The sequence below is a fragment of the Nostoc sp. genome (assembly GCF_036917815.1).
GTDB lineage: Bacteria > Cyanobacteriota > Cyanobacteriia > Cyanobacteriales > Nostocaceae > Nostoc.
In genome coordinates this window covers 1-23,174 of record NZ_JBALEK010000018.1, presented here as the reverse complement: position 1 = coordinate 23,174, position 23,174 = coordinate 1, and the positions used below count along the sequence as shown (strand labels likewise).

The following is a 23,174-nucleotide window of genomic DNA, read 5'->3' as shown; positions in this document are numbered from 1 at the left end:
GACCTTAAATCTTTGCGACAACTGGCGTTGAGAGCCTTCTTTCCCTTCCCACGCCTTAATCACACGCTCACGCAAATCCTTTGAGTAAGATACTGCCATTTATTCATACAATGTTATCTCTTCATTCTAACTTAGTTTGTGGTTCAATTACCTGAAAATTGCTGTAACTTGCGCCTACCTATTTATTCGCCAAGGAGAAGCAGCAATTCTCATTTTGAAACGATTTTGCGCCGTTTGAGCGATCTTCAGATTTGTTAGGAATTGTAAATTCCTCTGACTGCAAGGGTTTCAATGTCATGAAACCTTAAAATGAGAATTGCTGAAGGAGAAGCGCCATGAAGTCTATAGAACTGCAAATGTTACAAACTCTGTATGAGCAAGATTTTTGTGCTTGGGTAGAGCAGACAGCAGAGCTTTTGCGATGTCTACGACTGGCTACGCCTACGCACCACTGGGACAAACTGGATTTAGAAAACTTAATTGAGGAAGTGGTGGACTTGGGTAAGAGTCAACAACGGGCGTTGCAAAGTACGTTACGGTTGGTATTGTCGTATTTGTTGAAGTGGAAGTATCAACCCGAACATCGTAGTCACAGTTGGCAAATTACCATTACCCGTGAGCGACTGAATATAGATGAATTGCTGCAAGAAAGTCCTCGCTTGCGGCGTTTTTTAAATGATGCCGAGTGGATTAATACTACTTATCAAAGAGCGCGGCGAGAGGCAATAGTAGAAACGGGTTTATCAGAAGAGAACTTTGCGATCGCTTGTCCGTTTACTACCGATGAGATTTTAGACTTAGATTTTTATCCTAACGTTGACGAATAACCATAATCTTATCATGTAAGCTCTTTTCCACTACTCACAAAATCGTGCTGCTCACTCTGGTCTCAGCCTTCCCGCCGTGCTGTACTAGATTTTTGGGTGATGGGTATTTGCATGATCAATTCTGTACCTTTGCTTAAGGTAGATAAACACTCTAACTGACCATTATGTTTATCCGTAATGATTTGGTAACTTATAGATAAGCCAAGTCCAGTACCTTTACCTACAGGCTTAGTAGTAAAAAAGGGGTCAAATATTTTGGCAACTTGTGTTTCTAGTATTCCCAATGCATTGTCTATAACATGGATACTAATTGTTTCTGGGGTAATTTGTTGGGTACGTATCTGAATTTGGGGTTGGATAGAATTGTTTTCCATTGCTTCTTCCAAAGCATCAATAGCATTACTGAGAATGTTCATAAACACCTGATTTAACTGTCCAGGATAACATTCGATGAGGGGTAAATCTGCGTACTCTTTGCTGACTGCGATCGCACACCGATGAGGTTGAACTTTCAAACGATGATTCAAAATCATCAACGTACTATCAATTCCTGAGTGAATATCCGCTAATTTACACTCTGATTCATCCAGACGGGAGAAATTGCGAAGGGAAAGGACGATTTTTTGAATGCGCTCGCTACCCACTTCCAGAGAATTTATTAATTTAGGTAAATCCTCTTGTAAGTAATCTAAATCTATTTCTTGAATGAACTGATTAATTTCCGTATTGGTTTCAGGATAGTACTGCTGATATAGTTGCAATAATTTGAGGACATCATTTATATATTTATTTAAAAATAATACATTGCCATAAATAAAACTAGTGGGGTTATTAATTTCGTGGGCAATCCCTGCTACCATTTTACCCAAACTAGACATTTTCTCTGCTTGAATTAACTGGGATTGAGTCTCTCGTAATTCTTTTAAGGCAGTTTGTAATTCCTGCATTTGTTGTTGATTTGTCTGTTGTCTCAAGGACAATTGTTCGGCCATTTGATTGAAACTTTTTGCCAGTTCTCCGATTTCATCTTGAGAGAGAATTTCTGCTCGTTCTGTCATATTTCCTTGGGAAAACTTTTGAGATGCTTGTGTAAGATATCTGATGGGACGAGTGATTGCTCTTGTTAAAATTCCAGCTAATCCAATATCAATTATTAATGTGAAGACAGCGATCGCTGCTTGTAATGATAGACTATCTCTGAGTAGGGTATTTAAATCTGTTTCCGGTGTACCCCTCACCAATACTGCCACCGGTTGCCCTGCATAGTTAAGAAGTTTTTTGGCGGCTACAGTATAAGTTTGTCCTTGGAAAGAAATACGCTCAGTCACAATCTTATCCTTTGTGGCGATCGCACTTTTCAATAGGGATGTGTTTGGTAGTGGTATATTTAGTAAATATTTGGGATTTTTTCCTTTTTGGTGACGATTGCTATGATTCGTCTCAATCGCAGCAGTCGCTAACTGCAATTCTCCCCTAACAGATTGTAAATAAACTGCACTATAACCACCATCTTGTGCATCTAAGGTTTGAGTGACAATAGGTAGTTTTTGATTAACAATGTCCCCAGATAATAAAGCACCAATAACCCGACGAGTTTGTGGATCTTTTACTGGTGTGACTGTGTAGCGAATCAAGGATTCTTTCTTTGCAAATCTTAGTGGTAAGGGAGGATTCTCCCTGGCTAATTCTTCCCAGGTAACAATCTCGCTGGTTTTGATTTGCTCCGGGTTACGAAAAATCTCTGTCACCAAATTTTTGGGGTTAAAGATTTCCCCTGTGCGATCGTGATTAGCATTCGCAATAATTCGTAAATCTCGACCCACTAATGTAGCATATTCTATTTTTCTGGCTTTAATTTCATTCTCCAATATTTTCTGGACTTTCTGTTTTAACTCAGGGCTTAAATTCTGGGATTGACTATGTTTTTGGGCAGCAGTAATAATTGCCAAGTTATCAGATTGTCCCCGAAAACCAAATCCCATCTGATTAATTTTAATATTATAGTTAATCTCCGTCACCGTCAGTTCAGACTTCGCCTGATTGACTAAAATACTTCGCCCACCACTAATGATTAAAATAGACCCTGTTCCTACCAATCCCACAATAGAAATTACTTTTGAAATCAACAAAGTAATTAGCTGTTTGCGCCGAATTGATAAATTGTAAAACCATTTTAATTCCCCAATCTTATTATATTTCATTACTTCATGTCCTAATCGGCTTGGCAACTCCTATATCAATCCTAAATCATTTATGGTAAAAGACAATACTCAGTGAACTTAAAAAGGTCAAAGATTTAACAACGAATTAATAGATCAAATAACGCCTTCATATATCCGACTCAGTGTTAGCTGATGCTGATGCCTACACAAATTTCCCTGAAAATCCTTTAAGCTATAGCAATCCTAAATCATTCGTGAAAAATCAGATCCCCGACTTCTCGAATAAGTCTGGAATCTGGACATCGCGGATTTTCATAACTCATTTAGGATTGCTATATAATTTTAGATATACAGTTCAAAAGTCCATAATTTCTGCTCTTTAAAAAGCATAATTATGACACAAAAAAATGGTCAAAATTGATGACATTGCCAGAACTACAAAAACAAGTACTGCAATTACCCACTAAAGAACGTTGGCATTTAGTTCAGTCTGTTCTGGCATCAATTCAACAAGAAACCCTATCGTCTATTCCTCTAAGTCCCACCTTGGAAACTTTAACCGACCTTGACCCCTAAACTTAGAGTTTAATAGGTGTAATCGAGCTAGAACAAGAAAATCCGAGAGAAACTTATGTGGATTATTTAGAGAAAAAATACAGTTGAAGCTAATTGTGACGCGAAACACACCTGATTTTGTGGCTTCTTTAGTTTCGGCAATGCTGCCAGATGAGTTTTTGACAAGACTATCTGAGTGAATAGCTGGAATATAGCGTTAAAATCGCGACAGCAATAGTGGAAAATTACCCGTTTATCACAAAAAACCAACGGGATTACAGATTTATTCAAGGTTTAAACCTATTGCTGCGATATTCATAACACTTAGAATGTCTAACGCCGCACTGTACCGGACAGATGGCAGATCAACGAATACGTAATAATGATTAAGATTAGGATAGATTAAGTCACACCAGACGTAACTCCTAACTCAGCACGGGCTACGCTAAGAAAATTAAAAGTATGGAACTATATTTAATTCGTCATGGCATCGCCGAAGACAAGGGATTAGGCATTAAGGATGAAGAGCGTAGCATTACCAAAGAAGGAAGGCAAAAAACTGAGAAAGTTGCCCAAAAACTTGTTAAATTAGGTTTAAGCTTTGATTTAATTCTCACCAGTCCCTTAGTGCGGGCCCGCCAAACGGCTGAAATCCTGATAGCAGAAAAACTAAGCCCCCAATTAGAGGAATCTAGCCACCTCGCGCCCGATGGTGAAATCTCTAGTTGGCTCAAAGACTGGTTAGAACCAAAAAATTATTCCCAAAATACCCAACTGGCGCTGGTTGGACACGAACCTAATTTGACCAATTGGGCAGAAATTCTCCTGTGGGGAGAAGTCAAAGCAAGCTTAGTCTTGAAAAAAGCAGGTATGATTGGGATAAAACTACCAGAAACAGGTTCTCCTCTGGGTCGGAGTCAGATGTTTTGGTTGACACCACCCAAGTACCTGCTATAACAGTTTTTCAACATTTTCGATTGTTGTTAGAACGGCTACTGTTATGGCGACAATAAATTTCTGGTAAGTTAGCTTGATCAGATATTTCACAAAGCAAATGGTGTTGCCATGATGGTGTGCGAATACAAGCCTGGTTTAGAAGGCATTCCCGCCGCCCAATCAAGTATCAGCTATGTTGATGGGCAAAAGGGAATACTAGAATATCGTGGCATTAGGATTGAAGAACTAGCAGAAAAAAGTACATTCTTGGAAACTGCTTATCTCTTAATCTGGGGTAAACTGCCAAGCAACGAAGAACTGGAAACATTTGAGCATGAAGTTCGTTACCACCGGCGGATAAAGTACCGGATTCGGGACATGATGAAATGCTTTCCAGAAAGCGGCCACCCAATGGATGCCTTGCAAGCTTCTGCTGCTGCTTTAGGTTTGTTTTATTCACTCCGCGATTTACATAATCCTGTCTACATTCGAGATTCGGTGGTGCGCCTGATAGCAACTATTCCCACGATGGTAGCGGCGTTCCAACTGATGCGAAAAGGCAATGATCCCGTCCGTCCCCGTGATGACTTAGACTACTCCGCCAACTTTCTATATATGCTCGATGAGCGAGAACCCGATCCTCTGATGGCGCGGATTTTTGATATCTGCTTGATACTTCAAGTGGAGCATACAATGAATGCTTCTACTTTCAGTGCTAGGGTGACAGCTTCCACCTTGACTGATCCTTACGCTGTGGTTGCTAGTGCTGTGGGAACTTTGGGAGGTCCCCTGCACGGTGGAGCCAATGAAGAAGTAATTCAGATGTTGGAAAAAATTGGCTCTGTAGAAAATGTCCGCCCCTACATAGAGGACTGTCTACAAAGTAAATCTAAGATTATGGGCTTTGGACATCGTGTGTATAAAGTAAAAGACCCACGAGCCATAATTTTACAAGGACTTGCAGAGCAACTGTTTGAGAAGTTTGGCCATGACAAGTTCTATGACATTGCTCAAGAAATGGAACGAGTGGTAGAGGAAAAACTTGGGAGCAAAGGGATTTATCCCAATATTGACTTTTATTCCGGTTTAGTGTATAGGAAGATGGGGATTCCCACAGACTTGTTTACGCCAATATTTGCGATCGCCCGCGTTGCCGGTTGGTTAGCCCACTGGAAAGAACAACTAGCAGAAAACCGGATTTTCCGTCCTACCCAAGTTTACAACGGTCTGCACGAAGTTACTTATACCCCAATTGACAAACGGTAAATGGGAATTGGGCATGGGGCATGGGGCATGGGGCATTGTTTATTCTCCCAGTCCCCAGTCCCCTCTCCTCTGAATAGCCAATCTCAATGCCAACCATAAGTAGAAGTTCTCATCTCGCTTCAGGGTGGTCAAACCATCCAACGATATACTAGGCATGGGAATTGGCAACAAATCTTCAATCGGACGTCATCACAGCAAAAATTAAAATGGGTGAATTTACAGTTATTAATTTAACTAATAGTTGTAACTCACCATGACTCATGTCTTAAAGAGCGGAAACATGAATTCAGGAATTGACCTCCAAGGAACTTTTATTGAATCCCTCCGGGATTTAGGCATACCAGCAGGAACAGCCAAAGCGATTTGGATGCCCCTGCCAATGATACTGATGCTGATTGGGGCAACAGTGGGGGTATTAGTTGCTACTTGGCTAGAACGGAAAATTTCTGCCGCAGCACAGCAGCGAATTGGCCCAGAATACCAGGGGCCTTTTGGGTTGCTGGTGCCTGTAGCGGATGGTCTGAAGCTGGTATTTAAAGAAGATATAGTACCAGCCAAGTCTGACCCCTGGCTGTTTACCCTCGGCCCAATTATTGTTGTAATTCCGGTGTTTCTGTCGTTCCTGATTGTGCCCTTTGGACAGAATATCGTAATTAGTAATGTGGGCATGGGCGTATTCTTGTGGATTGCCTTGTCAAGCATTCAACCAATTGGCTTACTGATGGCTGGCTACGCATCTAATAACAAATACTCCCTCTTAGGGGGCTTGCGGGCAGCAGCGCAATCTATTAGTTATGAAATTCCTTTGGCGTTGGCGGTGTTAGCGATCGCTATGATGTCTAATAGCCTCAGCACTGTTGATATTGTCAATCAACAATCTGGGTACGGCATCCTGGGCTGGAACATTTGGCGACAACCAATCGGTTTTCTGATCTTTTGGATAGCCGCCCTAGCTGAATGCGAACGATTACCCTTTGACTTACCCGAAGCGGAAGAAGAAATCGTCGCCGGCTATCAGACTGAATATTCAGGGATGAAATTCGGTCTGTTCTACCTGGGTTCCTACGTCAACTTAATTCTTTCTTCCTTACTAGTAGCAATTCTCTACCTGGGCGGTTGGGACTTTCCCCTTCCCCTCAACCTCATCGCTAGTTGGGTGGGAGTCAGTGAATTAAATCCCGTGTTCCAGATAGTAACTGCGGCTTTGGGTATCACGATGACTGTGTTCAAAGCCTATTTACTAGTGTTTGTCGCCATCCTGTTGCGCTGGACAGTGCCACGGGTACGGATTGACCAACTGTTAGATTTAGGATGGAAGTTTTTGTTGCCAGTCGGTTTGGTTAACCTCCTATTAACCGCCGCCCTGAAACTAGCCTTTCCCTTCGCCTTTGGCGGGTAATGAGAGAGTTAAGAGTTAGGAGTAGAGACGCGATTAATCGCGTCTGTACAGGAGTTAGGAGTTATGAGTTAGGAGTTATGAGTTTTTAATTAACTTCTCACTCCTCACTCCTCACTCCTAACTTCTCACTCCTGACTCCTCACTTCCTCACTCCTAACTTTTATCACCTGAAGAGAGAGACACAAAATGCTAAAGTTCCTAAAACAAGTTGGTGATTACGCCAAAGAAACAGTACAAGCAGCGCGTCATATTGGTCAGGGGCTTGCTGTCACCTTCGACCACATGGGGCGGCGTCCCATTACCGTACAGTATCCTTACGAGAAACTGATTCCTGGCGAACGGTTTCGCGGTAGAATTCACTTTGAATTTGATAAGTGCATCGCCTGCGAAGTTTGTGTTCGCGTTTGTCCAATTAACCTGCCTGTAGTCGATTGGGAATACGACAAAGCCAGCAAAAAGAAAAAACTCAACCACTACAGCATTGACTTTGGAGTTTGTATCTTTTGCGGTAATTGTGTGGAATTTTGCCCCACTAACTGTCTATCAATGACAGAAGAATATGAGCTTGCCACTTACGATCGCCATGAATTGAACTATGACAACGTAGCGCTGGGCCGTCTGCCCTATAAGGTGACAAATGACCCAATGGTTACACCACTACGCGAACTAGTTTACCTACCCAAAGGCATCCTCGAACCACATGGACTGCCCGCAGATGCGCCGCGTGCAGGTGCGCGTCCAGAAGACTTAGTAGAACAAACAGAAAAATAAATGTCATTTGTCCAAAGTCCAATGACTAATGACTAATGACCAATGACCAATGACAATTGACTAAGGACAAAAAACAGTGAATCTAGCGGAAGGAGTACAGTTAGTATCACTTGGCATACTAGGCGTGATGATGATTGGGGCGGCCATTGGTGTGGTGCTGTTCTCCAACATCGTCTATTCTGCCTTTTTGCTGGGGGGTGTGTTCATCAGCATGGCGGGAATCTACCTATTGCTAAATGCTGATTTTGTTGCAGCTGCCCAAATACTAATTTATGTTGGGGCGATTAACGTGTTGATTTTGTTTGCCATTATGTTGGTGAACAAGCGGCAGAATTTTGTCGCATTTCCTAACTCTTGGGTGCGGAAAGTACTAACAGGTGTAGTCAGTATAGGATTGTTTGGTCTTTTAAGTACGATGGTGCTGGCTACTCCTTGGGCTTACTCAACTGCTCCTGTAGTGGGTGGTGAAAGTTCTATAGTTGTGATTGGAGAGCATTTCTTCACTGACTTTTTATTACCTTTTGAACTGGCTTCCATTTTGCTGCTGATCGCGATGGTAGGAGCAATTATTTTGGCACGTCGTGAGTATTTGCCAGACCTATTGACATCATCCGAATCGGGGCAAACTGTTTTGACTTTGCAAGAACGCCCCAGAGAACTGGTATCAACAACCAGCGAAACAAAAGAGTAATATTTGCGACTTCATTTGCAGATAAACAGCCAAATCGTTCAAGAGGAATACCCAGATTCATGCAACTCCAGTACTTTTTATTACTAGCAGCAGCTTTATTTTGCATCGGCATCTACGGTGTAATTACCAGCCGCAACGCTGTGCGGGTGCTGATGTCAATTGAGTTACTGCTCAATGCTGTTAATCTGAATTTAATGGCATTTTCCAACTTCCTTGACTCAACATTAATTAAGGGTCAGGTTTTCACAGTATTTGTGATTACCGTGGCGGCAGCCGAGGCGGCGGTGGGTTTAGCGATCGTGCTGGCCATTTATCGCAACCGCGATACCGTCGATATGGAGCAGTTTAATCTCCTGAAGTGGTAATTGTGCGTGCAACTAAAGCAGGTAATCATTGCTTATAAAGCGCGGGATGCCCGGAGTAAAGAATGGGCAGAAATCTGTGCGAAACAACTAGAAAGCCGCGATTGCCAAGTGTTGATGGGGCCTAGCGGGCCAAAAGACAACCCCTATCCAGTCTTTTTGGCTTCGGCGGGTCAACCAATCGATCTCGCTTTGGTACTCGGTGGCGATGGTACTGTTTTAACCAGTGCCAGACATTTAGCCCCGGCTGGCATCCCAATTCTGGGAGTGAATGTAGGAGGTCATCTGGGGTTTTTAACTGAGTCGGTGGAAGAGTTTCAGGATACGGAGAAAGTTTGGGATCGGCTGTTTGAGGATCGCTATGCTATCCAACGGCGGATGATGTTACAAGCTGCGGTGTATGAGGGTCACGGGTCTAATTTGGAACCTGTGACTGAGCGTTACCTCTCTTTAAATGAATTTTGTGTCAAACCCGCCTCGGCTGACCGAATGATTACCTCAATTCTGGAAATGGAAATCGACGGTGAGGTAGTCGATCAATACGTCGGGGATGGGTTGATTATTTCCACTCCCACAGGTTCCACTGGTTACACTGTTTCTGCCAATGGGCCAATTATGCATGATGGTATGGAGGCGATTACCGTCACTCCCATTTGTGCAATGAGCCTTTCTAGTCGTCCCCTGGTTTTACCCCCTGGTTCTGTGGTGAGTATTTGGCCTTTGGGTGATTACGATTTGAGTACCAAGCTGTGGACAGATGGGGTTTTGGGGACTTCAATTTGGCCGGGACACCGCGTTGATGTGCGGATGGCAGATTGTCGGGCTAAATTTATTATTTTGCGCGAGAACAATTCCTACTATCAGACGCTGCGGGAGAAGTTGCTGTGGGCAGGTACAAGGGTTCACTATAGCAATAATCACCGTAATTAATTAAGTATTTTAGAGTGCATTTACCGCAGATTGCGTAGGCGTAGCCCGTCGTAGACATCGCCTGATCGCAACCAAAACCATCCAAGCCCCTGGATTCATCCGGGGGCTTTCTGCCAGATTTTGTCCTCTTCTTTGACTTGCATTTATAGCTTATATCAAAGGAAAATTTTGTATCTTATTGCCAGATTTTTGAGGAATTAATGTCGATAATAAAAGCACTCTACTCCTAATCCAAGAGAGTACAAAAGCTCTCTAGAACACCAGTTCAGTAATCCTGAAAGAACCTCTCCCCCAACCCCTCGGTTAGGTAAAGACGGCGATTTATCGCGTCTTTGGGATTAACGGCGTGTCATCAAAAAACCTTATCCAAACCGTATTGGGTTAGGTTTTTGATTACTGAATAGATGCTCTAAAGGATCTTTAATCGAAAATCCTCTCAATGATGCTTCGACACATTAATTCATAATGTGAGCTATTTGTATAGTGCCTAAATTCTAGTAGGATATTCTCGCAAATCTAAGTAGGAAGATAGATGGAAGTTTCTGGACGCAACATCAATTACCCACTGAATCCTCTTCCCCCTCTTGAAGATTTTCCCGTCCTTCAAACTGAAAAATATACCCTACGCCTAGCTTCAACTGAAGAAGAATTAGAATCAATTTTTCGGTTACGTTTTGAAGTTTTTAATCTTGAACTAAATTTGGGATTCTCTACTTCTAACTTTACCCAGATGGATATAGATAAGTTTGATGCAGTATGCCATCATTTAATCCTGATCTCTAAACAAACAGGTAAAACCATTGGAACTTATCGGATGCAAACCTATACAATGGCTTCTCAAAGACTAGGCTTTGATGCTGCCGATATATTTAATCTTAATGCGATTCCCAATTCTGTGCTTCAGGCATCAGTAGAAGTTGGGCGTGCATGTATAGCTAAAGAATACCGCAATAGTCAGACACTTTTACTACTCTGGGAAGGGCTAGCAAATTATCTCATCTGGAGTAAAAACCAATATTTCTTTGGCTGTGCATCATTACTAACACAATGTCCTTGGCAAGCTACTTGCGCTTATGATTATTTTCGGCAGAATGGCTTGATGCATCCGAGTATTTTGGTTTATCCCAATTCACAATCTTGTTTAGAACTGCCTCAAAATTGTCCAGATTCATATAATGTTGAAATTCCGAAAATTTTGCAGGCATATTTGAATATTGGGGCTAAAATATGCAGTGTCCCAGCTATTGATTTGCAGTTTAAGACTATTGATTTTTTAACTATGTCTAATAGCAAAAACTTTGCTAGATGGCGTTACCAAATTTTGTAAAAATTCGATTTTGCGCTAAAGATTGGAAGTTCTAAGGATGGTCAGAAGCACCTCATTCAGTCCGCCTAGATTATTGTAGATAAATTATTGGGAAAACTACTTATGCGCCACCTCAAATCTACTCCGAGTTGGTTGCGATTTTTAATTATTTTCTTATTGGCGATGGGTATATTGTTTCGCTTTTTTAATCTTGATGGCAAAGTTTACTGGCAAGATGAAACTTATGCCTCATTGCGGATTTCTGGTTATACAGTTAATGAAGCAAAACAGCAACTTTTTAATAATCGTGTCATTGGCGGAGAAAGTTTTGCCCAGTTTCAAGGTGCAAATCCAGAAAAAAGCTTAAATGACACAATTATGTCTTTGGCAAAACAAGATCCTTACCATCCACCGTTGTATTACATAATAGCTAGATTGTGGATGGAAATCTTTGGTAATTCGGTGACGGCGATTAGGAGTTTATCTGCCTGCATCAGTTTGCTGGTTTTTCCTTGTGTTTATTGGTTCTGCCGAGAATTATTTGATGTGCCGTTATTGGTTCCTGGTGTTGCGATCGCACTTATGGCAATTTCTCCAATTCACCTAGTATACGCCCAAGAAGCACAAGAATATATTCTCTGGTTAGTTACCATCTTACTATCAAGTGCGTCTCTGCTGCGAGCCATGCGGCTGGAAGATGAGCTAGCAAAAGAACGACAAAGACCAGATTTATTCGCTATCTGGAGCATTTACGCAGTAACTTTAGCCATCAGTCTGTATACATTTCTTTGGAGTGCATTTGTAGCAGTTGCTCACGGAATTTATGTAATGATCGCTGCCAAATTTCAGTTGACTGAAACTGTCAGAACTTATCTCATAGCATCACTGGTAGGTTTTCTAGCCTTCATGCCTTGGATAATAGTTGTGATCGGTGACTTTTTTCAGTTTTTGATTTCAGCAGACAAAACAACAACGAAGTCATCTTTAATACCTGCATTCCCATTTTTATTGATGCAGTTAAGCCGGATTTTTTTTGATGTAGACCTGACCTCAGACAATTCTCTAGGCTATTTAATTACACCAATTTTTTTAATTTTGGTAGGATATTCAATTTATTTTATTTGTCTAACAACTAACTATAAAGTTTGGTTTTTTATCATCACATTGATTGTAGTGCCAGCACTACCCCTAATACTGCCAGATTTAATTGCTGGCGGTATACGATCATCCACTGAACCATATTTCATCCCATCTTATTTAGGAATCCAAGTAGCTGTTGCTTATCTATTAGCTACGCAATTATATAATAGGAGTGTGTCACACCGGGGCATTTGGCACATAATCATGGCATTAGTGATTATTTGTGGTCTGATTTCTTATAAAGTGAGTTCCCAAGCAGAAACTTGGTGGAATAAAGGTATTTATAGCAATCCACAAGTTGCCCAAATTATCAATCAGACGACTCGCCCACTTTTAATTAGTGATGCTTTGGGAAATAATTACGGAAATGTATTTTCTCTGAGCTATCTTTTAGAACCAAAAGTGCGATTTCTGTTGGTGAACAACCAAAAAATTCCTAAAATTCCTGATGGGTTTACTGATATATTTTTACTTAATCCTTCAGACACCTGGCGCGAAATAATAGAAAAACAGTATAAATTAAAGACAAATATTGTTTATAGTGATAACTATTATTCAGTCTGGAAGTTGGCTAAAAATCGCAATTTTCGCCGACGTAACATCCCAGCTATTAATAAATTATCTGTAAGTTGATAAGTAAGTCGGTGAGAAAAATTCAATGTATATGAAGAAATATAAATTAGCTGTAGGGTGTGTTATGCCTTATAGCAACGCACCTGAGATTGTTGACGGTGCGGCGCTTGGCGACAACACACCCTACATGAAAATTCCTTAACATAGCTGGAAATATTAGCACCGACTTACTTAGTGTGTAAGGTATGACATATTAGATGCCTCACACAGATGGGCAGACAGAAAGTATAAAATTATACATTTTTTACGGCAGTGAGTAAATCTCACACAGTTGTTTATTTAGAGTACATAATTGTGTACAAGTTATTGTGAAATTTAGTTATGCGGCATCTCAAACTTGCTCGAAATAAGTTGCGATTTCTCATTGTCGTTCTGTTAATGCTTGGTGTATTTTTTCGCTTTTTTAACCTTGACGGCAAAGTTTACTGGCACGATGAGACTTTCACTTCATTACGGATTTCTGGTTACACGGCAAATGAAGTGAGGCAGCAAATATTTAATGGCCACATAATTAGTAAAGAAAGTTTTGCAAAATTCCAAAGTCCCAATATGGAGAAAGGCTTAATTAACACAATTATGTCTTTGGAAACAGAAGATCCACACCATGCACCACTATATTATGTCATCGCTCGGTTTTGGGTGGAAATTTTTGGCAATTCAGTGACGGTAATTAGAAGTTTATCTGCCTTTATCAGCTTGTTGATTTTTCCTAGTATTTATTGGCTATGTCGAGAATTATTTAAAGAATCGGTATGGGTATCGGAGATTGCGATCGCACTCATGGCAATCTCCCCGATTCACCTAGTATACGCCCAAGAAGCACGAGAATATATTCTTTGGATAGTGACTATATTACTATGTAGCGCCTCATTGTTACGAGCATTACGGCTAGAATCAAAACATAAAGTATTACGCATATTAACTTGGGGAATCTATGCAGTAACTTTGATCCTCAGTCTCTATACATCTTTGTTAAGTGGATTTGTCGCAATTGCTCATGGGATTTATGTAATTGCTACTGCCAAATTTAGATTTAATCGGACAGTTAAAGCTTATCTATTAGCATCTATAGCAGGGTTTTTAGCCTTCACACCTTGGGTGTTGGTTATGATAGATAACTTTTTGCAATTTGACAGTTCAACAACCTGGACAAAAAGACAGTTTCCTCTAGAGATTTTAATTAAATCTTGGCTTTTACAGTTGAGCCGGATTTTTCTTGATTTAAACTTTGGCTTTGAAAATCCCTTTAGCTATGTAATTACGCCAATTTTTTTAATTTTTATTGGATATTCTATTTATTTTCTTTGTCGAACAACTAACTACAAAGTCTGGTTGTTTATCGTAATGTTGATTGTGATTCCTGCACTACCTCTAGTGCTACCAGATTTAATTGTTGGGGGTATACGCTCACTTTCCGAACGTTATTTATTAGCTTCTTATTTGGGCATTCAACTAGCTGTTACTTACCTACTAGCAACTCAACTACATAACGAGAGTCTTGTCAGCCGGAGAATCTGGCAAACAATCATGGGACTAGTGATTATTTGTGGGTTAGTCTCTTATGGAGTGAATTCTCAGGCAGAAACTTGGTGGAGTAAGGTTGTTAGCTATGGTAATCCACAAGTTGCAAAAATTATCAATCAGGCTGCTCATCCACTTTTGATTAGTGATGATTCTGGTATTAATTATGGTAATGTCTTTTCTCTGAGCTATCTTTTACAGCCAAAAATACAGTTTCAATTATTAAAAGACCATTCTATTCCCAATATTCCTGATGAGTTCACTGATATTTTTTTATTAGATCCTTCAGATATCTGGCGCAAGCAAATAGAAACGAGTTATCACTATAAAACATTTGTTGTATATAGTGACAAGAATTACTTGCTCTGGAAAGTTGAAAATCCACACGATGACGGATTTTAAAAAAAATGTAACAAACTATTTATAATAATAGTTCGTATGTACATAACATCCTTAAAGATTTACTTGATTAAAATCAGCTAAAAATCACAAAAGTAAATATTAAACAGATTCTCATCTGAAATTAATTTAAGTGATGGTGCGATGCTTTAAATTGTTTTTGAGATAAATTTAATGATTCATTAAAAAGTGTTATATGGAACTAACAGATTTTCTTGGTCTTTTACATCCAGCGATCGCAGTTATATTCGTGTTTCCACTCATCGGTACAGTGGTTAATTTTGCTTGGCAAACACGCCAACGCAGATTGCAAATTTTAGCCGCAAATAAGAGTAAAATTCCTCTAGTGGTGGGTGCAGAACATAAGCAGTTAGGTGAATGGCTAACAAGTGCAGTTGTCGGATTAACTTTAATCGGATTAAGCTACCCTATTGGCAAAAATATTATCAAAAATAACTTATGGAATAAAGCACCTTTTCAAGTTGTTTTTATCCTCTTAATGTTTGCTGCAACTATCGCCTCTTTAGTATTTCTTTATCAAGCAAGGCAGCGTTTATGGCGGGGAGTTTTTGCAACTTTAAGTGGTGCAGGTTTAGTAATTATAGGCTGTCAGGATGGAGTATATCGCGCCAGCAGTGAGTGGTATTGGTCACATTATTATATTGGTATTACCGCAGCACTCCTGATGATTTTTTCATTAGCAATTGTTCAAGATATTTATCAAGATAAGTCCAATCGCTGGCGTACTGTCCATGTGATTTTAAACTGCATTGCTTTGTTGCTATTTATCGGGCAAGGTATGACAGGGACACGAGACTTATTAGAAATTCCCCTGAGTTGGCAAGAACCCTATATTTATCAGTGCGATTTTGCTAAGAGAACTTGTCCAACGCCAGATTCTCAAGTAAGAAAATAGGTAGGAGAGTAGACAAGGGGAATAACTATGTCCAATGCCCCATACCCAACTCTTATCATTTACGTGCATAATCATTGCAGTGGCATAGTTACAATTACTGTTGTGCCAACACCCTGCTCACTTTGTAATTGAATATGACCACCATGTAGTTCCAAACATTTTTTAACTATAGTAAGTCCTAGTCCTGTTCCTTGAATTACACCCACATTACTGGCGCGATAGAAGGTTTGAAACAGATGGGTTTGGTCTTTAAGAGGAATGCCGATTCCCCGATCTCTTACCTGGAAAGTTGCGAGGCGATCTTGACATATCAAATCAAACCAAATAGTACTATTTTGAGGAGAATATTTGATAGCATTAGAAATCAAATTAGTTAAGATACAATTTAGGAGGTCTTCATCTATTTTGGCTTCAGTCGATTCCCCTTGAAAAGTAAAGATAATGCTGTGGTGATTACCTGCATTGAGTTGAAGAATATCTGTGAGTTCGCTACAGAAATTTTCTAAATTTACAAGTGTAGGGTTGTATTCGAGTTTGGCTACTTCCGTTTTGCTCAAGAACAATATCTCATCTAAGAGATCGAGCATCTGGTTGATAGCATTTTGTATTCGCTCAAAATATTTAATTCTCCGGTCATTAGTTAGTTTATCGCTGTTGTATTCAAGGATATCTACAGCCGTCCGAATCGTAGTCATCGGGGTGCGGAACTCGTGGGAAACCATTGCGACAAAGTTGGACTTTAACTCGTTGAGTTCTTGTTCCTTTGCCAGGGCTTGACGGGTGCGTTCTTCGCTCTCCCGTAGTTGGTTGAGAATTTCGCTTCTTTCAATGGCATAGCGAATGGCACGCACTAACCGTTGTATAGTAATTTGATCTTTAACTAGATAGTCTTGTGCGCCTTCTGCTAATGCTTGCAGTGCTAAATCTTCATCATCAAGTCCTGTTAGTACCACAACTGGGATATCAGGTACTGCTGCCTGAAATTCTTTCAACGTGTCCAGTCCAATAGAGTCTGGGAGGCTGAGGTCTAACAAAACTAAGTCGAATCTACGTTGCCTTTGACTCCCTATCTGAGAATTATCAAGGGCGGACGTGAAGTTTTCCCTACTTGCATCTATGGCCTCAGATAGCCGTTCAACACGTAACATCTGCCATTGTTTTTGATCTGTATGTAAAAATATCTGGCGTAGCAGATGGGCATCACTGGCACTATCTTCTACTAATAGAATGTGAATTGTGAGCTTTTCCATAGTACAGGGTTATATCAATTTGTTAGATAATCGCCTGATTTCCTATTTGTCAGATAGGGCTTAATTTTCTAGTGCTATAGGCAACAATTGAAATTTCCAACCCAATTACTTTTGTGGTAATTTTACTGCTATCAGCCAGAAATCTTTGATCAACTGCACAACCTGAATAAACTGGTATATATCAATTGGTTTTGTGACATAGCAATTAGCACTGAGATTATAGGAGCGTAGGATATCCTGCTCATCAGTTGAAGTAGTAATGATGACAACAGGAATGGACTTTAGATTTGGGTCTGATTTGATTTCTGTTAACACTTCGCACCCATCCATTCCTGGAAGATTTAAGTCGAGTAAGATTAAATCTGGACGAGGAACATTAGTAAACTCTTCTTGTTCTGGTAAGTAGTTCATAGCACTTTCACCATCTTCAACCCAGTGCAAGTTGTTGGCGATTTGAGCATTTAAAAAGCCTTTGATGGTTAGGTTCGCATCACTTGGAGAGTCTTCAACTAGCAAAACTTCAATGGGTCGCAATGCCTGATGATTCATGCGCTTATTAGTATGCTATTAAGCAGTTGTTTAGTATATATACTAAAGATACCTTAATTTGCGTTGAGGGTAAGATAAAATATTGTTCCTAGGCCCAGTTCTGACTCAGCCCAGATGTTACCACCATGCCGCTCGACGATTTTTTTGCAGATAGCTAAACCAATGCCTGTACCAGGAAATTCTCGACGAGTATGAAGACGGCGGAAAACCTCAAAAATCCGCTCAAGATATTGAGACTTAATACCGATGCCATTATCCTGTACCCAGATGAGCCACTCTGAGTGCTGAGTGAGTAGTGAAGAGTTAGTTAGGAGTTTTTCTTCTGGTTCGCCTGCTGTTCTGAGAAGTGCGCCAATGTGAATCTGGGGTGGCTCTTGTCGGCAAAACTTGATGGCATTGCTGATCAGATTTTGAAATAACTGTACCATTTGGGTTTTGTCTGCGAGTACCTTTGGCAAAGGGTCATGGGTGATGATGGCTTTGCTTTGAGCGATCGCTATATGTAAATTACTAAGAGCTAGACTGAGTGCAACATTACAGTCAACGAGGGCAAATTCCTGGCCGCGAGTTCCCACACGAGAATAAACTAGCAAGTCTTGAATCAACTCCTGCATTCGCTTTGCCCCATCGATAATATAAGCAAAGTATTCCTGTGCATACTCATCTAGACGGTCTTGATATTCATTTTCTAATAATTGGCTATAGCCCGCCACGGCTCGCAATGGTTCTTGTAAATCATGGGAAGCTACATAGGCAAATTGCTCTAACTCTTGGTTAGAGCATTTTAGCTCCTCATTCAGCTTTTGTAATTCCGCCGTCCGCGCCTGTACTTTGATTTCTAGTTCCTGATTAGCCTGTTGTAGTGCTAGTTGTGCAAGGTTGCGATCGCGCAGTGCAGCTTGTTGTTCTGTAATATCGGTGTCAGCGCCCACCCACTCTTGAATTTCGTCGTTGGCATCCAAGACGGGAACTGCACACACGGCAAAAAATCGATAGCTACCATCTGCAACTTGTACACGATGCTCAACTTGATAAATACCTTTGCTCTCAAGTGCCTGTATCCAAACTTGTGATGTTCGTTCTCGATCTTCAGGATGAATTGCATCAAGCCAGCCCCACCCCTTGACTTCTTCCTCACTTTGCCCTGTCAAAGTTCGCCAAAATGGAATGTCTTCTACTACCTCGCCATTAGCATTAGTTATCCAAATCGCTTGAGAAGTGGCAACCACCAATGAACGATAGCGTCGTTCGCTTTTCTCTAAGGCAATTTCTGCCAATTTTTGGCGAGTGATATCTTGAAAGAAAATTGATATTCCTTCCGGTGAGGGGTACATCGAATATTCAAACCAGCCATCGAACGGTGAATAATATTCCTGCATCTGAATCACTCGCTGTTCTCCCAGAGCGTGGAAATAGGAATGATAAAACTGATGTTCAACAGCTTCGGGAAATACTTCCCAAATATTTTTGCCAATTAAGTCTGCGGGCTGGCGGTTGAATATTTGTGCCGCTCTCTGATTGACGTAGGTGTAGCATGAGTTGCGATCGAGGGCAACAAAGGCATCGGTAATCGTCTCTAAAATATCTGCCAGTTTTGCTTTTGCGGCTTGCTGTTCTAGACGAATGGCTTCTTGTGATAAAGCCTTGTTAAGGCGAATTTGCTTTTGCAGCAGTAAGTAAACCACAATTAGCAAAAGGAAACTCAAAGCATACGCCAGGCCTACTACAATCAAGACTTGGCCAAAAAGACGATCTGTAACTGCTATTCGCTGTTGCAATAAGGTTTTTTCTTCATTATGCATTGCCTGGAGTTGTTCGCTAATCTCTATACTCCGATTAGCGATCGCTATTTGAGTTGACTTATCTAAACTTTCTTGGCCAACCAAATCGATGGATTGCTCAAGCACAGAAAATTTCTGTGCAATCAGGGGTTCAAGTGTATCAAGCCGCCCTTGTTGGCTAGGGTTATCACTAGTTTGCTGTCGGATGACTTTAAGCAGCTGATAGACGTTCTGCTTCTCATCTTGATAAATTTCTCGGTAAACTGTGTTTTTCGTGAGAATGTAACTACTTCGTGCGCCTTCAGCATTACTGAGACCGATACGCAGATGATCTAGGTCTTCTATAACTTGATGAGTATGAAATACCCAGCGCTTTTCTTCGGTCAACCTTTGGATACTTAAGTAAGAAACTGTTCCGACGCCGCATAATAGCAGTAATGCCAAGCTAAAACCGCCTGCAACCAATCTTCTTAACAGTTTGTTCATAGAATACTCGCAAAACTTTAGCTAATAATCACATCAGTTTTAGCTCTCATCGGAAGTTGCTGGCGATCCTTGAATTCAACAATACAGTGTTATTACGTAGGTATAATTATATATCTTGAAGGCTACATTTATCCTGCTGGATGCATTGGGATTTCAGATTGCGATACCTGCGGTAAGCTACGCTAACGCACCTACCTAAAAATGATGCAGTAATCAAAAACCTAAACCCCCAACCCCTAACGCTCGGAGCGTTGGGGGAGTCAAACTCCCCTTTCCGTTTCGGAGAGGGGTTGGGGGAGAGGTTCTTTCAGGATTACTGAATTGGTGTTCTAGAGATGATGCATGCAGTTTTTGATACAAAAAAATGAGTGGATAATTATAGCTGTTACACCACATATCCACTCTATATTTACTGTATTAGAGTTACAACAAAAGATCCCGCGAGATGATTAAAATTTGAGAAACTTCAAACCAATTAACGAGACTCAGTTCCCTGATTGGGGCTACCTGCGACAGAATCCTCTCCTGGTGCTTCTGGAGTAGCAGTTGGTTTAGCATCACTCTTTTCAGCATCGCCAGTTTTGCGGATACTTTCGTCGATGGGGGTTTGGTAGCCACCAGAAGCGGTAGGCGTAGTTTCTTGATTATTAGATTTTTGTTTTTGTTGTTCAGCCATGACTACATTCCTAATGATTTATTGTTGAGATTATCTTAAAAAATTAGAGGTGTGAGTGTATCTATCCAGAATCTAATTATGGCTGATTCGTTCCTCTATCGTAAGTATTGTTTGGTACTACTCATATATGCTGACAAAAATCCCCAAATATAGAATTGTTAACCTCAAAACCCTTGCTATAGTTAAGGAAATAATGATCTGATTGAATAATATAATGTGATGATTGTGATCCAAACTATCAACGTGTAATGGGAGCATGCCAAATGTGCAAAAACCTTGATAGCCCTAACCCCTTCTCCCATCTTTGGGATTCGGGGAATTAGAATTATGTCTCCCCTCTCCCAAAGATGGGAGAGGGGCTGGGGGTGAGGGAAAAGATTTAAGCTCTCATTGGGATGCTCCCCGTGTAATTAATGAACCAAAGAAATCTATCGTTACCATCTGGATGTGTACTGCGGAAGGCAACCTCTGCGGATCAGTGGTCGATTAGATTGCTGGTGTTATCAGCGAAACTCGACCCAACTCAATTAAATTGGCAGCAATTTTGGGTAATTGAATCCGATGAGAATCTGATAGCTTGCGGACAGCTACGTAACTTTTCAGAGGCACAAGAACTTGGTAGTTTGGTCGTTGCATCAGCTTGGAGAGGTTGCGGTTTAGGTACTTTGCTAACGCAGCATTTGATTAATATAGCAACGCAACCACTTTATCTAGAATGTTTAGGTGAGCGACTGGCGCAGTTTTACAGTCGCTTTGACTTTGTGCCAATATCTTTTGAAGACTTACCACAATTTTCCAGGACAAGAGGCTTGTCTACACTCAATGGTAAGTTTAGATTCTCGCAGTTAGCTAAAAGGCTGCTTAGGGTTCCTGTGGTGTTTATGAAACATCAAGGTCAGACTAATTCGTAATTAAGATATGCAGAACAAGGCTTGATACAAAATGTTTCCAAGCTTTCACTCTTCCCAATTCCCCATTTTCAAATCGAAGGTTTCGCAAAAATCGTTAGTAAGACAGGCCCTAGTAAATAGTGGTGATTCAAACACAATAGCCCAGCAGAGGAGCCAAGAAGTTGACGTTGATTAGGGCTGTAGAGTCTAATTCCACGGGGAGAGATTGGCAATAATTGAGGTTCTGCCTCTTTTTCAGAAGTAATGTCAACCAAATAAAACCGTCCACCGGGAGAAAGTACTCGTGCTATCTCGCTAACCACTTGTTTAGGTTCTAAATAGTGCAAGAAGCTGATAGTGCTGAAAACAGCATCAAATTGACCATCAGCAAAGGGAAGAGACTCAGCTTTCCCCTCGATATAAATTAAGCGTGGACGGTGGCGGTTACTCTGTCTTGCTACCCGCAACATATTAGCAGATAAATCCAATCCGGTGGCTCGCAGGTCGGGAAACTGAGTGGCAAGACGCTCAAGTAAGCGGTTAAACTAAGCGATTCCCTCACGAGAACCGCTCGTCTTCAAAACCGGACGTGAGACTTTCACCTCATCCGGCTCCTCAATGAATTGGCGCTTGTCTTGCGTACCTCCAACCGAACCATCTTCAGTTGTTTTTGTGTCGTGGCAGTGTTTATGTAGAATCTGGAGATTTTTGTATTCGTCTTTTCCCTTTTTGCTTTGAGGGATTATGTGGTCAATCTCCAGTACATCTGACTCTCGAAAGTACAATCCGCAGTGAGTACATTTCCCTTTTTGCTTTTTAAGGAGTGTGGACATCCTTTTACTTGCTTCCGGGTGTGTACCCATTCTTGAACTCCAGTAAATTAGGTTGCCATCATAAGGACTGGCATCGCCTTTAACTTTCACATGACGGACAATCTTTGTTTCCGTGTGTGATTGTAATTGCATTGGGTTTTTACCTTCTTGCTTGGTTGCGAATACCCAATTATCCCCGCCAATGGTTTGCCAATATTTCTTTGACACCCATTCCCCTGATTTATTGGGATGGCGACGTTTTGCCCAAGCTTTTAGCTTTGGATACATTAAGTTATCTATTGTGGCGAAAGATTTCTTACTTACCACGGTTGAGTAGTAGTTTGACCATCCTCTTATTACCGGATTTAATCGGCTGATTAACGCCAATTGTGACGTTGCATTATGGTCGTTGATGATACTTGCTACTCTTTCGTAATGTATCTTTTGCTTTTCCTTGCTTGGGGTGATGATTGTTTTGAAACCTTGTTTTGAGTGGTTTTTTCCCACTTGAAACTGCCTGACGTTAAAACCAAGAAATTCAAATCCTGGTTCTTCATTTCCATACTTATTTAAGGTGTGGGTTAGGCGAGTTTTACTTGGTTTCAGTTCAAGTCCCATGCCTTTTAACCATTCAGAGATAATACTCTGGCATCTTTGGACAACGTTTATGTCTTCGTGGAGAATTACGAAGTCATCGGCATAACGAATAACACTTAGGGCTTTTCTGTTGTCCCTTTTACCTAACCCACTTCTACGTGGAAGCGTGTCGGCAAATTGCTTTATTCGTTCTTCCATCCCGTGGAGGGCAATATTTGCCAGTAGTGGGGTAATTACCCCTCCTACAATCTTGCAAACTTTCTGATTCAGACTTTGGGACATCAGAAACTTCCCCTACCCGAAAAACCACATTTACCTG

The 23,174-nt window shown here is 40.9% G+C and carries 20 protein-coding genes and 1 pseudogene; 14 read left to right on the top strand and 7 right to left on the bottom strand.

The window, feature by feature from the left end; translation table 11 throughout:
* The first annotated feature begins 335 nt into the window (after positions 1-335).
* A complete protein-coding gene (locus tag V7K97_RS05575; RefSeq protein ID WP_334799751.1) occupies positions 336-827 on the top strand; it encodes a DUF29 domain-containing protein in 492 nt (163 codons plus the stop codon).
* A 62-nt stretch (positions 828-889) separates the two neighbouring features.
* On the opposite strand, the gene V7K97_RS05570 is transcribed toward V7K97_RS05575, so the two are convergent.
* On the bottom strand, positions 890-3,028 hold the full coding sequence (locus V7K97_RS05570; RefSeq protein WP_334799750.1) for a sensor histidine kinase: 2,139 nt from the start codon (positions 3,026-3,028) through the stop codon (positions 890-892).
* 381 nt (positions 3,029-3,409) lie between these two features.
* On the opposite strand from V7K97_RS05570, the gene V7K97_RS05565 reads away from it, so the two are divergent.
* From V7K97_RS05565 to V7K97_RS05510, 12 genes are all read left to right on the top strand, one after another.
* A complete protein-coding gene (locus V7K97_RS05565) occupies positions 3,410-3,565 on the top strand; it encodes a hypothetical protein (RefSeq protein WP_334799749.1) in 156 nt (51 codons plus the stop codon).
* 441 nt (positions 3,566-4,006) lie between these two features.
* Positions 4,007-4,501 (top strand): phosphohistidine phosphatase SixA, encoded by a 495-nt coding sequence (gene sixA / locus V7K97_RS05560; RefSeq protein WP_334799748.1) that lies wholly within the window; start codon positions 4,007-4,009, stop codon positions 4,499-4,501.
* 108 nt (positions 4,502-4,609) lie between these two features.
* A complete protein-coding gene (locus V7K97_RS05555) occupies positions 4,610-5,746 on the top strand; it encodes a citrate synthase (RefSeq protein ID WP_334799747.1) in 1,137 nt (378 codons plus the stop codon).
* A gap of 280 nt (positions 5,747-6,026) precedes the next feature.
* Complete coding sequence (gene nuoH / locus V7K97_RS05550) at positions 6,027-7,145, top strand: NADH-quinone oxidoreductase subunit NuoH (RefSeq protein ID WP_334799746.1); 1,119 nt, start codon at positions 6,027-6,029, stop codon at positions 7,143-7,145.
* A 186-nt stretch (positions 7,146-7,331) separates the two neighbouring features.
* Entirely contained in the window at positions 7,332-7,916 is a 585-nt protein-coding gene (gene ndhI, locus V7K97_RS05545; RefSeq protein WP_334799743.1) for an NAD(P)H-quinone oxidoreductase subunit I, read from the top strand.
* Between the two features lie 76 nt (positions 7,917-7,992).
* Positions 7,993-8,607, top strand: a complete 615-nt coding sequence (locus V7K97_RS05540; RefSeq protein ID WP_334799742.1) for an NADH-quinone oxidoreductase subunit J — start codon at positions 7,993-7,995, stop codon at positions 8,605-8,607.
* A gap of 59 nt (positions 8,608-8,666) precedes the next feature.
* Positions 8,667-8,972 carry an NADH-quinone oxidoreductase subunit NuoK gene (gene nuoK / locus V7K97_RS05535; RefSeq protein WP_196516315.1) on the top strand — a complete coding sequence of 102 codons (306 nt, stop codon included), beginning with the start codon at positions 8,667-8,669 and terminating at the stop codon, positions 8,970-8,972.
* A gap of 6 nt (positions 8,973-8,978) precedes the next feature.
* Positions 8,979-9,899 carry an NAD(+) kinase gene (locus tag V7K97_RS05530; RefSeq protein WP_334799739.1) on the top strand — a complete coding sequence of 307 codons (921 nt, stop codon included), beginning with the start codon at positions 8,979-8,981 and terminating at the stop codon, positions 9,897-9,899.
* A gap of 532 nt (positions 9,900-10,431) precedes the next feature.
* Entirely contained in the window at positions 10,432-11,226 is a 795-nt protein-coding gene (locus V7K97_RS05525; RefSeq protein WP_334799738.1) for a GNAT family N-acetyltransferase, read from the top strand.
* 102 nt (positions 11,227-11,328) lie between these two features.
* Positions 11,329-12,978 carry a glycosyltransferase family 39 protein gene (locus V7K97_RS05520; RefSeq protein WP_334799737.1) on the top strand — a complete coding sequence of 550 codons (1,650 nt, stop codon included), beginning with the start codon at positions 11,329-11,331 and terminating at the stop codon, positions 12,976-12,978.
* A 321-nt stretch (positions 12,979-13,299) separates the two neighbouring features.
* Complete coding sequence (locus tag V7K97_RS05515) at positions 13,300-14,901, top strand: glycosyltransferase family 39 protein (protein ID WP_334799736.1); 1,602 nt, start codon at positions 13,300-13,302, stop codon at positions 14,899-14,901.
* Between the two features lie 193 nt (positions 14,902-15,094).
* Positions 15,095-15,814, top strand: coding sequence for a DUF4079 domain-containing protein (locus V7K97_RS05510; protein WP_334799735.1), 720 nt, complete (start codon positions 15,095-15,097; stop codon positions 15,812-15,814).
* Between the two features lie 71 nt (positions 15,815-15,885).
* On the opposite strand, the gene V7K97_RS05505 is transcribed toward V7K97_RS05510, so the two are convergent.
* From V7K97_RS05505 to V7K97_RS05490, 4 genes are all read right to left on the bottom strand, one after another.
* Complete coding sequence (locus V7K97_RS05505; protein ID WP_334799733.1) at positions 15,886-17,064, bottom strand: hybrid sensor histidine kinase/response regulator; 1,179 nt, start codon at positions 17,062-17,064, stop codon at positions 15,886-15,888.
* A 105-nt stretch (positions 17,065-17,169) separates the two neighbouring features.
* Positions 17,170-17,613, bottom strand: a complete 444-nt coding sequence (locus tag V7K97_RS05500; RefSeq protein ID WP_334799732.1) for a response regulator — start codon at positions 17,611-17,613, stop codon at positions 17,170-17,172.
* Between the two features lie 53 nt (positions 17,614-17,666).
* The gene (locus V7K97_RS05495; protein WP_334799731.1) at positions 17,667-19,880 is read right to left on the bottom strand and encodes a PAS domain S-box protein; all 2,214 of its coding nucleotides are present in this window, start codon (positions 19,878-19,880) and stop codon (positions 17,667-17,669) included.
* 475 nt (positions 19,881-20,355) lie between these two features.
* The gene (locus V7K97_RS05490; protein ID WP_334799730.1) at positions 20,356-20,556 is read right to left on the bottom strand and encodes a hypothetical protein; all 201 of its coding nucleotides are present in this window, start codon (positions 20,554-20,556) and stop codon (positions 20,356-20,358) included.
* A gap of 413 nt (positions 20,557-20,969) precedes the next feature.
* Here V7K97_RS05490 and V7K97_RS05485 point away from each other — a divergent pair, with 413 nt between their 5' ends.
* Positions 20,970-21,467, top strand: coding sequence for a GNAT family N-acetyltransferase (locus tag V7K97_RS05485; RefSeq protein ID WP_334799728.1), 498 nt, complete (start codon positions 20,970-20,972; stop codon positions 21,465-21,467).
* A 68-nt stretch (positions 21,468-21,535) separates the two neighbouring features.
* Here V7K97_RS05485 and V7K97_RS05480 read toward each other — a convergent pair.
* Positions 21,536-21,985 (bottom strand): annotated as a pseudogene (locus V7K97_RS05480) (class I SAM-dependent methyltransferase); the annotation flags it as partial.
* Between the two features lie 6 nt (positions 21,986-21,991).
* The gene (locus tag V7K97_RS05475; RefSeq protein ID WP_334799727.1) at positions 21,992-23,137 is read right to left on the bottom strand and encodes a group II intron reverse transcriptase; all 1,146 of its coding nucleotides are present in this window, start codon (positions 23,135-23,137) and stop codon (positions 21,992-21,994) included.
* Positions 23,138-23,174: the final 37 nt, after the last annotated feature.

What these genes read in the sequence shown, in the direction of transcription:
- nuoK (WP_196516315.1), top strand. Translation starts at nt 8,667, where the DNA reads ATGCAACTCCAGTACTTTTTATTACTAGCAGCAGCTTTATTTTGCATC.
- V7K97_RS05500 (WP_334799732.1), bottom strand. Translation starts at nt 17,613, where the DNA reads ATGAATCATCAGGCATTGCGACCCATTGAAGTTTTGCTAGTTGAAGAC.
- V7K97_RS05475 (WP_334799727.1), bottom strand. Translation starts at nt 23,137, where the DNA reads ATGTCCCAAAGTCTGAATCAGAAAGTTTGCAAGATTGTAGGAGGGGTA.
- V7K97_RS05555 (WP_334799747.1), top strand. Translation starts at nt 4,610, where the DNA reads ATGATGGTGTGCGAATACAAGCCTGGTTTAGAAGGCATTCCCGCCGCC.
- V7K97_RS05505 (WP_334799733.1), bottom strand. Translation starts at nt 17,064, where the DNA reads ATGGAAAAGCTCACAATTCACATTCTATTAGTAGAAGATAGTGCCAGT.
- V7K97_RS05515 (WP_334799736.1), top strand. Translation starts at nt 13,300, where the DNA reads ATGCGGCATCTCAAACTTGCTCGAAATAAGTTGCGATTTCTCATTGTC.
- nuoH (WP_334799746.1), top strand. Translation starts at nt 6,027, where the DNA reads ATGAATTCAGGAATTGACCTCCAAGGAACTTTTATTGAATCCCTCCGG.
- V7K97_RS05520 (WP_334799737.1), top strand. Translation starts at nt 11,329, where the DNA reads ATGCGCCACCTCAAATCTACTCCGAGTTGGTTGCGATTTTTAATTATT.
- V7K97_RS05575 (WP_334799751.1), top strand. Translation starts at nt 336, where the DNA reads ATGAAGTCTATAGAACTGCAAATGTTACAAACTCTGTATGAGCAAGAT.
- V7K97_RS05490 (WP_334799730.1), bottom strand. Translation starts at nt 20,556, where the DNA reads ATGGCTGAACAACAAAAACAAAAATCTAATAATCAAGAAACTACGCCT.
- ndhI (WP_334799743.1), top strand. Translation starts at nt 7,332, where the DNA reads ATGCTAAAGTTCCTAAAACAAGTTGGTGATTACGCCAAAGAAACAGTA.
- V7K97_RS05570 (WP_334799750.1), bottom strand. Translation starts at nt 3,028, where the DNA reads ATGAAATATAATAAGATTGGGGAATTAAAATGGTTTTACAATTTATCA.
- sixA (WP_334799748.1), top strand. Translation starts at nt 4,007, where the DNA reads ATGGAACTATATTTAATTCGTCATGGCATCGCCGAAGACAAGGGATTA.
- V7K97_RS05565 (WP_334799749.1), top strand. Translation starts at nt 3,410, where the DNA reads ATGACATTGCCAGAACTACAAAAACAAGTACTGCAATTACCCACTAAA.
- V7K97_RS05495 (WP_334799731.1), bottom strand. Translation starts at nt 19,880, where the DNA reads ATGAACAAACTGTTAAGAAGATTGGTTGCAGGCGGTTTTAGCTTGGCA.
- V7K97_RS05510 (WP_334799735.1), top strand. Translation starts at nt 15,095, where the DNA reads ATGGAACTAACAGATTTTCTTGGTCTTTTACATCCAGCGATCGCAGTT.
- V7K97_RS05525 (WP_334799738.1), top strand. Translation starts at nt 10,432, where the DNA reads ATGGAAGTTTCTGGACGCAACATCAATTACCCACTGAATCCTCTTCCC.
- V7K97_RS05485 (WP_334799728.1), top strand. Translation starts at nt 20,970, where the DNA reads ATGAACCAAAGAAATCTATCGTTACCATCTGGATGTGTACTGCGGAAG.